This window comes from uncultured Caballeronia sp. (assembly GCF_964243625.1).
GTDB lineage: Bacteria > Pseudomonadota > Gammaproteobacteria > Burkholderiales > Burkholderiaceae > Caballeronia.
In genome coordinates this window covers 1-12099 of record NZ_CAXTGZ010000150.1, presented here as the reverse complement: position 1 = coordinate 12099, position 12099 = coordinate 1, and the positions used below count along the sequence as shown (strand labels likewise).

At 60.4% G+C, this 12099-nt stretch carries 14 protein-coding genes; 9 read left to right on the top strand and 5 right to left on the bottom strand.

What is annotated here, in order from left to right; genetic code table 11:
- From ACFFAR_RS12735 to ACFFAR_RS12710, 6 genes are all read left to right on the top strand, one after another.
- A partial coding sequence (locus ACFFAR_RS12735; protein ID WP_375507957.1) for an oligopeptide/dipeptide ABC transporter ATP-binding protein occupies window positions 1-305 on the top strand: 305 nt, incomplete at its 5' end.
- Window positions 302-1297, top strand: a complete 996-nt coding sequence (locus tag ACFFAR_RS12730) for an oligopeptide/dipeptide ABC transporter ATP-binding protein (protein WP_174362386.1) — start codon at window positions 302-304, stop codon at window positions 1295-1297. The genes ACFFAR_RS12735 and ACFFAR_RS12730, both read left to right, overlap by 4 nt.
- Before the next feature lie 41 nt (window positions 1298-1338).
- Window positions 1339-2916: an ABC transporter substrate-binding protein gene (locus tag ACFFAR_RS12725; protein ID WP_174362385.1), complete on the top strand. Its 1578-nt coding sequence runs from the start codon at window positions 1339-1341 to the stop codon at window positions 2914-2916.
- A 7-nt stretch (window positions 2917-2923) separates the two neighbouring features.
- Window positions 2924-4231, top strand: coding sequence for an acyl-CoA thioester hydrolase/BAAT C-terminal domain-containing protein (locus tag ACFFAR_RS12720; RefSeq protein ID WP_375507956.1), 1308 nt, complete (start codon window positions 2924-2926; stop codon window positions 4229-4231).
- The gene (locus tag ACFFAR_RS12715) at window positions 4228-4737 is read left to right on the top strand and encodes a CMD domain-containing protein (RefSeq protein WP_375507955.1); all 510 of its coding nucleotides are present in this window, start codon (window positions 4228-4230) and stop codon (window positions 4735-4737) included. The genes ACFFAR_RS12720 and ACFFAR_RS12715 overlap by 4 nt, the downstream gene beginning before the upstream one ends.
- A complete protein-coding gene (locus ACFFAR_RS12710) occupies window positions 4734-5312 on the top strand; it encodes a peroxidase-related enzyme (RefSeq protein ID WP_174362384.1) in 579 nt (192 codons plus the stop codon). The genes ACFFAR_RS12715 and ACFFAR_RS12710 overlap by 4 nt, the downstream gene beginning before the upstream one ends.
- Window positions 5313-5435: 123 nt before the next feature.
- Here ACFFAR_RS12710 and ACFFAR_RS12705 read toward each other — a convergent pair whose 3' ends face one another.
- Window positions 5436-6488: an alcohol dehydrogenase catalytic domain-containing protein gene (locus tag ACFFAR_RS12705; protein WP_174362383.1), complete on the bottom strand. Its 1053-nt coding sequence runs from the start codon at window positions 6486-6488 to the stop codon at window positions 5436-5438.
- Between the two features lie 102 nt (window positions 6489-6590).
- Between ACFFAR_RS12705 and ACFFAR_RS12700 the strand changes: the two genes are divergently transcribed.
- On the top strand, window positions 6591-7487 hold the full coding sequence (locus ACFFAR_RS12700; protein WP_174362382.1) for a LysR substrate-binding domain-containing protein: 897 nt from the start codon (window positions 6591-6593) through the stop codon (window positions 7485-7487).
- On the opposite strand, the gene ACFFAR_RS12695 is transcribed toward ACFFAR_RS12700, so the two are convergent.
- A complete protein-coding gene (locus tag ACFFAR_RS12695) occupies window positions 7488-8348 on the bottom strand; it encodes an NmrA family NAD(P)-binding protein (protein WP_174362381.1) in 861 nt (286 codons plus the stop codon). It abuts the gene before it with no gap.
- A 123-nt stretch (window positions 8349-8471) separates the two neighbouring features.
- On the opposite strand from ACFFAR_RS12695, the gene ACFFAR_RS12690 reads away from it, so the two are divergent.
- Both ACFFAR_RS12690 and ACFFAR_RS12685 read left to right on the top strand, forming a co-directional pair.
- A complete protein-coding gene (locus ACFFAR_RS12690; protein WP_174362380.1) occupies window positions 8472-9380 on the top strand; it encodes a LysR substrate-binding domain-containing protein in 909 nt (302 codons plus the stop codon).
- Between the two features lie 72 nt (window positions 9381-9452).
- A complete protein-coding gene (locus ACFFAR_RS12685) occupies window positions 9453-10766 on the top strand; it encodes a protein kinase (RefSeq protein ID WP_174362379.1) in 1314 nt (437 codons plus the stop codon).
- A gap of 36 nt (window positions 10767-10802) precedes the next feature.
- Here the strand turns inward: ACFFAR_RS12685 and ACFFAR_RS12680 are convergent, their stop codons facing one another.
- The 3 genes from ACFFAR_RS12680 to ACFFAR_RS12670 form a co-directional block, all read right to left on the bottom strand.
- Window positions 10803-11183 carry a DUF1090 domain-containing protein gene (locus ACFFAR_RS12680; protein ID WP_075360163.1) on the bottom strand — a complete coding sequence of 127 codons (381 nt, stop codon included), beginning with the start codon at window positions 11181-11183 and terminating at the stop codon, window positions 10803-10805.
- 42 nt (window positions 11184-11225) lie between these two features.
- The gene (locus ACFFAR_RS12675) at window positions 11226-11852 is read right to left on the bottom strand and encodes a cysteine hydrolase family protein (protein ID WP_062001111.1); all 627 of its coding nucleotides are present in this window, start codon (window positions 11850-11852) and stop codon (window positions 11226-11228) included.
- Window positions 11853-11888: 36 nt separating this feature from the next.
- A partial coding sequence (locus tag ACFFAR_RS12670; protein ID WP_375507954.1) for a LysR substrate-binding domain-containing protein occupies window positions 11889-12099 on the bottom strand: 211 nt, incomplete at its 5' end.

The following is a 12099-nucleotide window of genomic DNA, read 5'->3' as shown; positions in this document are numbered from 1 at the left end:
GCACCGTCGATGCAGTGCTCGATCATCCGCAGCATCCCTACACGGCAGGTCTGATCGACAGCTTGCCGAGCCTCAACACGCGTCACAGAAGGCTGACGCAGATAGCGGGCATCACGCCCGACCTGCGTTCATTGCCGCCGGGCTGCGCGTTCGCGCCGCGCTGCACGCGTGCGACTTCAATCTGCACCACGCCGCCGGCGCTCGGCCCCTCGCCTGCTGCGAAGGCCGCTGAACATGGCACGCATCTCGTGCGCTGCTTCCACCCGGGCCGTCATGCCGACGTGCCCACGGAGACAACAGCATGAGCCTCATCGAGTTGCGCGGTGTCAGCCAGCGCTTTGGCGAACGCGACGACAACGCTGCAGCGCGCTGGCTGCGTGAACGCAAACTCCTCGCGCCGCATGCAATCACGCGTGCAGTCGATCACGTCGATCTCGCAATACAGCCCGGCGAAGTAGTCGGTCTTGTCGGCGAATCGGGCTGCGGAAAATCGACGCTCGGCCGGATCGTCTCGGGCCTCATCGCGCCGACGGAAGGCGATGTGCTGGTCGACGGCCACGACCGCGAATCCATGTCACCCGACGCATTGCGTGCCGCCAGGCTTGCGATCCAGATGATTTTCCAGGACCCGTATTCGAGCCTGAATCCGAGGCGGCGGGTGCGCGATATCGTCGGTGAAGCACCGCTGATTCACGGCATGGTCGAACGCGCCGATCTCGACGCATACGTGGCTGCGCAACTGAAACGCGCGGGGCTCGATCCGTCACTGGCAGACAGATACCCGCATGAATTCAGCGGCGGTCAGCGGCAGCGCATTGGTATCGCGCGGGCGCTTGCCGTCAATCCGTCGATGCTCGTCTGCGACGAAGCCGTAGCCGCGCTGGATGTATCCATACAAGCGCAGATCCTGAATCTCTTCATGGACCTGCGCGAGCAGTTGAACCTCACGTATCTGTTCATCAGCCACGATCTTGGCGTGGTCGAACAATTATCCGATCGCGTGGTGATCATGTATCTCGGTCGCGTGGTGGAAAGCGCGCCTGTTGAAGAGATATTCCGGCGTCCGAACCATCCGTACACGCAAACCTTGCTTGCGGAAATTCCTCGTATCGATGCGCGCAAGAAGCACTTCACCGCCATTCGCGGCGAAATGCCGAGTCCGCTCGCGCCGCCATCCGGTTGCCATTTCCATCCGCGATGTCCGCACGCAATGCCGCGCTGCAAGACCGAAGTCCCGACCTTGCGCGGCATTGCCATCGAACACGTCAGCGCCTGTCACCTGAACGACGCTCAATGATTCTTCAATCCAGAACATACTTCAAGAAAAGGAATTGCATCGTGAATCGCCTGATCCTTTCCACGCTGAGCGTAACCCTCGCCGGCGCGGCGTTGTTCAGTTCGGCCACATCCGCGCAGACGCTCAACATTGCGTTCGCCGATCCGTTGTCATCGCTCGATCCGCAGTTGAACAACTACGCGGGCGACCGTTCCGTTGATCTGCACTTCTGGGACTTGCTGGTCGAAAACCACGACAACGTGCTCGCACCCGGACTCGCCACGAGCTGGAAAGCGACGGGTAACGATACCTGGGAATTCAAGCTGCGCCATGATGTGAAGTGGCAGGACGGTACGCCGTTCACCGCTGATGACGTCATCTACTCCTACCAGCGCGCGCGCAATGTGCCGGGCACCATTGCGACCTTTGCGGGTTATCTGCGCACCGTCGCGTCAGTGACCGCGCCCGATCCGTACACGCTCGTCATCAAGACGAGCACGCCGACGCCCGACCTGCCGCTGAACCTGACATCCGTGCATATCGTCAGCAAGCATGTGGGCGAGAAGTCATCGAGTGAAGACTACAACGCCGGCCGCGCGATGGTCGGATCGGGACCCTACAAGTTCGTCTCATACACGCCCGGGGACCGCGTAGTGATGAAACGCAACGACGCATACTGGGGCGCGAAGCCGCTCTGGGACACGGTGAACTATCGCTACGTCAGCAACGCGGCGGCCCGGACGGCGGCGCTGTTGTCAGGCGATGTCGACATGATCGACAAAGTCTCCGTCTCCGATTTGCCGCGCCTGAAGCAATCGCCGAAGGTTTCCGTCTACGCGTATCCGGGCCTGCGCGTCCTGCTACTTCAACCGAGTTTCCGCGAAGGACCGAGCCCCTATATCACCGATAACGCCGGCAAGCCCCTGCCGAAAAACCCGCTCCTCGATGTACGCGTGCGCCGCGCGTTGTCCCTTGCGATCAATCGTCCCGCGATCACCGATCGCATTCTTCAAGGCGCGGCGACAGTCGCGAACCAGTGGATGCCGGCGAAGACCTTTGGTTATAACCCTGATGTCAAGGACATCGTGAACGATCCGGCCCAGGCGAAGAAGCTGCTTGCCGAAGCGGGTTTCCCCGATGGTTTCCAGTTGACGCTCAGCGTGCCGAACGACCGTTATCCGCAAGCACCTGAAACGGCGCAGGCCGTCGCGCAATTCTGGACGCGCATTGGCGTGAAGACGAAGGTCGAGGTCATGCCATGGGCGGTTTACGCAAGCCGGGCGAATAAAAACGAGTTCGCGATGAGCATGATCGCGTGGGGTAACGGCACGGGCGAAGCGAGCTACGCGCTCGTCAACATCCTCGGCACCGTCGATGCAAAGAAGGGCATTGGTTCATCGAACTGGGGCCGCTATAGCAGTCCCGCCGTCGATCACGCGCTCGATGCCGCGACCGCCGAGTTCGACGCCGCCAAGCGCGAAGCGATCCTGCGCGGATCGGTGAAGGTGGTGAGTGACGACGTGGGCATCATTCCGCTTTTCCATTATCAAAACATCTGGGCCGCGAAGAAGGGGCTGAAGGTGACGCCGGCCGTCAGCGACCGGACGACCGCGATGATGGTCACGCGCATCGGCAATTGAGGCCGGCATGACATACATCACGATCACTCCAGCCGATGACTTGATCGACGTCCCGCGCCGCATCCTGGTTGGCGGTTCGCAAGCGGACACGTTGACCGAGTTGCGCACGCACACTGCGCGCGGCGATGGCGTGATCTGGACGAGCCGCGCGGTATATCGCGCGGACGCGGATGGCGTTATCGACCTTTCGCGCGATGCACCTGTTGAAGGCGATTACAGCGATGTATCGCCGATGGGACTGATCTGGTCGCAAACGCCCGTTGAAACCGGCAAGCGCGAGGTGTTCCCGGCGGATGTAAGCGACGCGCTGACCACGCGCGTCGAAGTTTTCGACGCCGATGGAAAGTGCCTGGACGAAGCCGTGTTGACACAACGCCTGATGGCACCGGGCGTTCAACGACGCGAGATGCGCGAGGACGGTTGCGTTGGGACTCTGTTCGTTCCAGCAACGCCGGGACCGCATCCGGTCGTGCTCGTGCTGAATGGCTCGGGCGGCGGCGTCAATGAGCCGCGCGGTGCGCTGTATGCATCGCGTGGATATGCCGCTCTTGCGCTTGGCTACTTCAAGACGCCGGGACTGTCCGATTACATCTCGAACACGCCGCTCGAATATTTCCGCCGCGCGCTCGACTGGATCAGCCGCGAGTTGCAGCCCGCACATGGCTTCATTGCAGTCAGCGGACAATCGCGCGGCGGCGAACTTGCGTTGTTGCTCGGTGCGACTTATCCAGACCGGATCAAGGCGGTGATCGGTTATGTGCCTGGCGCAGTGGTCCACAGCGCGCAAAACGCCGCGGATCCCGCAACGGGCCGCGAAGGCCCGGCGTGGTTGATCGATGGCAAGCCGCTGCCGCATCTATGGGAAAACAATCGCACGGCAAGCTGGAAGCCTTTCGATGACGGACCGCCGCCGCACCGCCATGAACGCGCCATTCGCACCGCCTTGCGCGATCAGGAGGCGGTGGAACGCGCGCGGATTCGCGTGGAACAGATCGATGGACCCGTGCTTCTGCTTTCCGCCGCTGACGACGGATCATGGCCATCGTCCGACTATTCGCGCATGGTCGTCGACACGCTGGAGCAGCAGAAGCATGCGTACCCGGTCAACCATCTCGACTTCGATGAAGCCGGCCACGCCATCGTGTTCCCTTACGTACCGACCACCCAACTCGTGTATGCGCATCCCGTGTCGGGACGCATCAGCACGGGCGGTGGCCGGCCCGCAGCAAACGCGCACGCCGATGAAGCATCGTGGCGCGCGGTCCTGAATTTCCTCAACGCTGCTACAAGCACTCTCTCAAAGGACCAAGCATGACAGATACGGATATTGTCGACCGGATTGCGGGTCTCACGCCGGGCACGCCGACCCATGCCATAAGGCACAAACGCGAGAAAGTTGCCGATGCCACCCAGCGCAGCTACGAAGCGCTGTTCGATCCGGCGCTGCCGGATCTACTGCTGAGTGATCGCTTGTTCGTGGCGTTGTACGCGTGCACGTTATCGAATGCTTCGGCACTGGGCGCGCATTACGCGGAACGGCTTGCATCGATCGATGCGGACCGCGCCTTGATCAACCAGATCGCGCAGGGTTCCATCGTCACACAAGAACCGCGGCTGCATGCAATGCTGGTCTTCACGCGCACGCTGATCGAATCGCCCATCGAGGGCGACAAGGCCGCGCTCGAACGCCTTCCCGCTGCGGGCATCCCGACGCCGGCCGTGGTCGCGCTCGCGCAACTGATCGCGTTCCTCTCCTATCAAATTCGCCTGACTGCCGGATTGCGCGCGCTGCAGGCGCTGAATGCCACGGAGGCCGCATGACCCGTCTGATCGAAGCACATGGCTTTACCAATCGCGTGCTCGGATGGGACGCGTGGCTGGACGTCGTGCAACTCGCCGATGCATCGGCCGAACAAATTGCCGTGCTCGAAGAAAGCCATCCGAAGGCGAAGGAGTCCGACTACTACCTGTTCCTCGTGCATCAGCCTGAGATTTTGCGGCAGCGTTCGGCCGCGTTCAACGCGATCATGTACGCGCCCGGCGGATTGCCGCGCGCTGAACGCGAACTGGCGTCGACGGTGGTATCGCGCATCAATGGCTGCGTGTATTGCGCTTCGGTGCATGCGCAGCGGTTCGAGCAATTGGCCAAACGCGATGATGTGATCGAGCAGGTGTTCAACGATCCTGTCACCGCAGGGACCACGCCGCGCGAGAAGGCGATCGTGCTGGCATCGATCGATTTGACGCTCAGGCCGGGCGAGGTCGAGCCGGCTCAGTTGAAGGCGCTGCGCGACGTTGGCCTGAACGACGATGAGATCTTCGACCTGATTCATTCCATCGCCATTTTTGCATGGGCGAACCGGTTGATGTTGAATCTGGGGGAACCGGTGGGATAAGGCGGAATGGGGTCTGGGCGGGCGCATTAAGGGCAGAGCTATCACGCGCAACGAAAAAAACAAAGGCCACGCGTGTGCGTGGCCTTTGCATGCGTGCCTACGGTCGTCTGTTCATGCTTATATTCAAGCGTCCGCGAGCGAAGCCATATCGATCACGAATCTATACTTCACGTCGTTCTTCAACAAGCGCTCATACGCTTCGTTGACGCTCTGGATCTGCACGACTTCCACGTCGCTGACAATGCCGTGCTCGGCGCAGAAATCCATCATCTCCTGCGTCTCAGCCAAGCCTCCAATTGCCGAGCCCGCCACCGACTTGCGCCCGATAATGACACTCACGCCCGCAAGCGGCTCCGTGTCGGTCAATACGCCGACCAACGCCATGGTCCGGTCGCGCTTGAGCAGCGCCATGTAGGGGTTGAGGTCGTGCCCAACCGGAATGGTGTCGAGCAGGAAATCGAAGCTGCCGGCATGCGCAGCCAACTGGGCGGCATCGGTCGAGATCAGCACTTCGTCAGCGCCAAGACGCGCCGCGTCCTGACCTTTACCCGGTGAAGTCGTAATCATGACCACGTGCGCACCGAGCGCCTTCGCAAACTTGACGCCCATATGTCCGAGTCCGCCAAGTCCGATCACGCCAACTTTCTGACCCGGCCCCACCTTCCAGTGACGCAGCGGCGAATAAGTCGTGATCCCCGCGCACAATAACGGCGCGACCGCTTTCAAGTCGAGGTTCGCAGCCACCTTCACCACGAAACGCTCTTCCACCACGATCTGATCGGAATAACCGCCGAAGGTCAGTTGTTCGCTGCCGCGTTCCTTCCCGTTATAAGTCGGTGTGGGGCCTTCCTCGCAATACTGTTCGAGGTTCTCGCGGCACGCCGAACATTGCCGGCATGAATCGACTAGGCACCCCACCCCCGCGTAATCGCCGACCTTGAACTTCTGGACATCGCTGCCGACCTCGACCACGCGTCCCACGATTTCGTGTCCCGGCACCATCGGATATAACGAGTTGCTCCAGTCGTTGCGCGCCTGATGCAGGTCCGAATGACAAATACCGGCATACAGGATTTCTATGCGAACGTCGTTCGGCCCCGTATCGCGGCGCGTAAAACTGAAAGGAACGAGCGGCGTGGTGGCGCTATGAACGGCATATCCTCGGGCTTGAAACATGGTGTCCTTATGTGGCTTTGTTGAACGTACATGCACAATAGGCACTCAGCTTGTGGTGCGCAAGCTTGAGTTTCCGCATGAATCATTGAATAATCCTGCACAATGCTTACCGATAACCTCTCGCACTTGTCCGCGTTCGCTGCCGTCGCGCGCCACGGCAGCTTCCGCAAGGCCGGCGCCGAACTGGGGCTGTCCACGTCGGCGATCAGCTACGCCATTCGCGGACTGGAAGAAAGACTGGGCGTGAACCTGATCAACCGCACCACGCGCAGCGTCGCGCTGACCGACGCCGGTCAGCGTCTGCTGGAACGTCTTCAACCGGTGCTGCACGATCTCGGCGACGCCTTGGAGGAGATGAACAACTTCCGCGCGACGCCGACCGGCACGCTGCGCCTCAACATGTCGCACGTGGCGGCGCGGCTGGTGGTCGCGCCGCTCATGGCGCGCTTTCTGACGGCTTATCCGGACATTGCCCTGGAGATTGTTGAAGATGACAGCCTCGCCGATATCGTCGGCCTCGGTTTCGACGCCGGCATCCGTTTTCAGGAGTCCATCCCCGAAGACATGGTCGCGGTCCCGATCGGCCCGGCGCAGCGCGGTCTTGCGATTGCAACGCCGGATTACCTGGAAGGACGCCCGCCGCTGCATCATCCGAACGATCTGCTCGGCCACAATTGCATCCGTCACCGGTTTCCAAGCGGCAGGCTTTATAAGTGGGAATTCGAAAAGGACGGCACGCGGCTGGAGATCGATGTCAAAGGCCGCGTGACGGTAAGCACGCTCGAGCGGACATTGCAGGCCGCGCTGGATGGCATCGGCATCGGGTTCTCCATGGAAGCGATCGTTGGCGATCTCATCGATCAAGGCCGTCTGGTTGCCGTGCTGGAGGACTGGTGCCCGTATTACCCGGGCTTCATGTTGTATTACCCGCGCCAGCGAAGGACGTCGCCGGCGCTGCGTGCTTTCATCGATATGGCGAGGGAAACCACTTCCAGTTGATCATCCCGCCGCAGCTTGCACAAGCTCGCGCAAGACCGTTTCCAGCTTCACTTCGCCTTTGATCGGGGCGCCTTCGAACTCGATCCAGCCTTCGTTGAAGCCATCGAGCATCTGGATGCGCGGCATCGGATCGTTCATGCCCTGCGACCTGAAAAGCGCGCCCCATGTTTCGCGCAGCACGGCTTCAGCACGGACATCGCGTCCGAAGATTTTTGCAAATGCTGCGGCAATGTCGTTCGGACTCACGCGATGCGGCCCTTCCAGCTCCACGACCCGCGTTCCCGTCCAGTCCTGTTGCAGCAGCTCCGCGGCCACGCGTCCCACGTCCGCTGTGGCAATCATTGCCACGGGTTTATCGAGCGGCTGCAAGAAGCTTCGCACGATGCCTTCATCGCGCGCAGACGCTACGTCCCACGCCGAGTTTTCCATGAACCAGCCGGGCCTGAGGAACGTCACAGGCATGGAAAGCTGGCTCAACGCGTGTTCCATCAACGAGCGCTGCGTGAGCAGATTCGACTGGCTCGCCTGCGCGCCGATAGTCGAAAGACACACCACCTTGCGCGGTCTCGCGGCTTCCAGCGCAGCCTTGACGGCATCGATCACGACACGCGCCTCGGGAAAGCCCGGCGACGGATCGAAGTTCGACGGCGGCAGAATGAATACGCCGTCCGCGCCTCTGAACGCCGCCGTCAACGCGGCCACGTCTTCCATGTCGGCGAGCGCGCTTTCGCATCCTTGCGATGCCCAGTGCTGCGCTTTGCCCGGGTCGCGCACGATTGCGCGAACCGGAAGACCCTTCGATAACAACGTCCGAGCAAGCGCGCCTCCGACCTTGCCGCTGATGCCAGTAATTGCGTACATGGTGAACTCCCTTTTGAATAGTCTGCGATTGAGTGCATCATAAGGGTGCGCGATCATTGAGGGAATCGCCCTCGTGTCACTTCATTAGTGACCTTTCAGCACGAATTAAAAACCGGATAAATCATGAGCTTCGATGGACGTACGCTTGCCAATATCAGCGTCCTTGCCGCAATTGTCGAAGGCGGAAGTTTTGCGCGCGCGGCAGACGCGCTGGGTTTATCGCCGTCCGGTGTCAGCCGCGCGGTCGGGCGACTGGAGACGAGCATAGGCGTGCGCTTGCTTGACCGGACCACACGTTCGGTGATGCTGACGGACGAAGGCCGCCGGCTTTACGAAGAGATAGGACCGCTGCTTGCGGGCATTGGCGACGCCGTCACCATGACCGCTGGCGCGTCCGCCGCCGTGCAGGGGCGCTTGCGTGTGAACGTGGATGCGTATTTTTCGCGACGCATGCTTGCGGTGCATCTCGCCGGATTCCTTGAGCGCTATCCCGAACTGTCGCTTGAACTGGTTACACGTGACCAGCTCGGCGACCTGGTTGCCGACGGATTCGATATTGCCGTTCGCTTCGGACAACCGCCATCGTCGTCACTGGTTGCCCGCAAGTTGCTGGAGACACGCACCGTGACCGTTGCTGCGCCGTCATACATCAGGAAGCATGGCCGGCCGGAAACGCCCGCTGACTTGATCGATCACGCGTGCATCCAGATGCGCAATTCGCTGACGGGCGAACCGATGGAATGGGAATACAAATCGGGCCGGAAGACTGTTCCGGCGAAGACATCGGGACGTCTGCTTTTGAACGACGCCGGCACGCTGCTCGGCGCATGCCTCGCGGGCGCGGGCATCGCGCGACTGAAGGCGAGTGGCGTGCAGGATCTCATCGATAAAGGCCGGCTCGTGCAATTGCTGCCCGAATGGACCGGCGAGGCGTTTGCGCTTTACGCGCTGTATCCGTCACGGCATTTACCGGCGGCGAAGGTGCGTGCGTTTATCGACTTTGTGATCGAAATTCTTGCTGCGGATTCCTGACGCCGGTTCGCTTCAGCGTTTCCCCGTAGAATCCCGCAATACAAGAACGGCATCAACCTCGGATCTCGCATTGTGATCACCACGCTCGCACAACTACGCGCCGGACTACCGGCAGGCACGCGGCAATTGACAATGTCGTGTGGCCTGACCGAGTTTCCGCGCGAAATCTTCAACCTCGCCGATACACTCGAATCACTCGACTTGTCTGGTAATGCGTTGTCGTCGCTTCCGGACGATCTTCCGCGGCTTGCCAAGCTGCGCATCATCTTCTGCTCGAACAACCGGTTCACCGAGTTGCCCGAAGTACTCGGCAAGTGTCAGCAGTTGAGCATGATCGGGTTCAAGGCGAACCAAATCGCCAGGGTGGCGGGTACATCGTTGCCGGCAACTCTTCGCTGGCTGATCCTCACCGACAACCACGTTGAAATGCTGCCGCCCGAGATAGGAAACTGCACGAAGCTTCAGAAGCTGATGCTGGCGGGTAATCGCTTGCGGACGCTGCCGTCCGCGCTTGCTGCTTGTTCGAGCCTCGAACTGCTGCGGCTCGCCGCGAATCAGCTCGACGAACTGCCTGCGTGGCTCACGTCCATGCCGCGCTTGTCGTGGCTCGCTTATGCGGGCAATCCGCTAAGCGAAACGCTGGAAGCGGACGCACTGATCCACACGCCGATCAACCCTGTCGAATGGAGCGACCTGACGCTTGAACATGTCCTGGGTGAAGGCGCTTCCGGCGTGATCTATCGTGCATCGTATTCCACGAACGATGGTGCTGCTCAACCGGTTGCAGTCAAATTGTTCAAGGGCGCTGTAACCAGCGATGGATTGCCTCATTGCGAAATGGCGGCATGCATCAATGCGGGTGAGCATGGGAATCTGATTTCGGTACTTGGGAAGGTACGCGCGCATCCGCAAGGCTCCGATGCGCTCGTGCTGACGCTGATCGATCCCGAGTTCCGTAATCTCGCGGGTCCGCCAAGCCTTGATTCCTGCACTCGCGATGTGTACGCCGACGACGTCCGCTTCACGCGATGGGCCGCGTTGAACATGGCCTACGGCATTGCATCGGCTGCATGTCATTTGCATGCGAAAGGAATCATGCACGGCGACCTTTACGCACACAACATCCTGCATTGCGGTGAGAGTCGCGCGCTGCTGGGCGACTTTGGCGCAGCTTCGTTTTATTCGCCGCAAGGCCCGCACGCTCAATCGCTGCAGCGCCTGGAAGTGAGGGCTTATGGATGCCTGCTGGAAGAACTGATCGATCGATGCGACGCTGTCGACCCTTCGCTGATCGAATTGAAAAACAGATGTCTGAGCGAAAAGACCGACGACCGGCCGCTATTCGGCGAGATCGTCTCGACGTTATCAACGCTCATGAAAACTTAAGAGCGCCCGTCGAAAAGCCGGACGCTCTCTTTTTAATCAGGGACCAACTGGCTCCTGAGCCTGCTTGAGTTCTTCACGTGCCTGATCCAGCTTGCGCTGTCGCGAAGCGATCTTCTTTGATCCGTCGCCTTTGTCCTGCGCCTTTTTCAGTTCGGCTTCCCGTGAATTGACTTTGGCCTGTGCGTTCGTTATCCGGCTTTGACGCCGCTTTTCCAGTGAAGCATCAGAACAGTTTTGTTTGGCCTGATCCAGCGCCGTCTGCAAACCTTTTAGTTGCGCAGTATTGTTGTGCGCCTGCGCGTATTCGATCTGCTGGTTGATCCTGTCCTGCTTCTGCTGACAGGTCTCGCTATTTGCATCCGCAAAGGCGCTTGTGGCGAGCACGCTTAAAGTGGCAGCTACAAGAAAACGTCTCATTTTTTCTCCAGGGCGAAATGGTGGATGAGCGAGAAATAAACGTTAGCCGCGAGCCCGTGCTTTCTGGTTCGACGTGTAGATGTTGTCGCGCACTGGCGCAGCGCCACTTTCGAGCACGCCAATCCATTCGTCGGTTGACAGCACTGCGGCAAAGCGCGATTGCATCACGACCGTGAACACGCGATGGATCTCTTCGGCGCTTGCATAGCCCGCCCGATTCTCATAAGGCACGGAACCGGTGGCATCGACGAGAAACTCGACCGACATACCCGCGTGTACCGCGTGCTTCACCGTGGAGTCATCGCAGTTTTGCGTCATATAGCCAGCGATTACGAGCGTATCGATTTCGTGCGTCTTCAACCAGTCGCCCAGACTCGTTCCGGCGAACGCGCTCGGCAACGCTTTCTCGATCACCTGCGCGTGCGGCCGGGAACTCACCACGTCGTGCAGTGCAGCTCCGGCCGATCCACGCGCGAACAAAGGCGACGTTTCAGGCGCGATGTTCTGGATCAGGACCACGGGCACGTGATGGCGGTTAGCAGCGTCGATTGCACGGCCTATGTTTGCGAGCGATACATTGACGTCCGGGTATTCGATCAGCAGATTGCCGGAGACGTATTCGTTTTGAACATCTATGACGATCAACGCGCGACGGGGTGAGGACGGCATGGCGAAGCTCCTGTGATGTGATGACGCTGCTCCGGACTATACAACGTCAACGCCGCCCGCAAGATGAGCCTTCAACGCATCGATGAACACGCGCACCTTCGGCACCGGTTGCCGCGCCGATGGAAACACCGCATGAATCCCCGCGGGTGCCCCTGACCACTCCGGCAGCAAACGCACCAGCCGTCCCTCGGCAACATCGTCGCCAATCGAGAAGTCCGTGAGAAACGCAACGCCCCCGCCCGCGAGC

Excerpts from the sequence above, each read along its gene's own strand:
- ACFFAR_RS12730 (WP_174362386.1), top strand. The coding sequence starts at position 302 with ATGAGCCTCATCGAGTTGCGCGGTGTCAGCCAGCGCTTTGGCGAACGC.
- ACFFAR_RS12720 (WP_375507956.1), top strand. The coding sequence starts at position 2,924 with ATGACATACATCACGATCACTCCAGCCGATGACTTGATCGACGTCCCG.
- ACFFAR_RS12715 (WP_375507955.1), top strand. The coding sequence starts at position 4,228 with ATGACAGATACGGATATTGTCGACCGGATTGCGGGTCTCACGCCGGGC.
- ACFFAR_RS12710 (WP_174362384.1), top strand. The coding sequence starts at position 4,734 with ATGACCCGTCTGATCGAAGCACATGGCTTTACCAATCGCGTGCTCGGA.
- ACFFAR_RS12705 (WP_174362383.1), bottom strand. The coding sequence starts at position 6,488 with ATGTTTCAAGCCCGAGGATATGCCGTTCATAGCGCCACCACGCCGCTC.
- ACFFAR_RS12700 (WP_174362382.1), top strand. The coding sequence starts at position 6,591 with ATGCTTACCGATAACCTCTCGCACTTGTCCGCGTTCGCTGCCGTCGCG.
- ACFFAR_RS12695 (WP_174362381.1), bottom strand. The coding sequence starts at position 8,348 with ATGTACGCAATTACTGGCATCAGCGGCAAGGTCGGAGGCGCGCTTGCT.
- ACFFAR_RS12690 (WP_174362380.1), top strand. The coding sequence starts at position 8,472 with ATGAGCTTCGATGGACGTACGCTTGCCAATATCAGCGTCCTTGCCGCA.
- ACFFAR_RS12680 (WP_075360163.1), bottom strand. The coding sequence starts at position 11,183 with ATGAGACGTTTTCTTGTAGCTGCCACTTTAAGCGTGCTCGCCACAAGC.
- ACFFAR_RS12675 (WP_062001111.1), bottom strand. The coding sequence starts at position 11,852 with ATGCCGTCCTCACCCCGTCGCGCGTTGATCGTCATAGATGTTCAAAAC.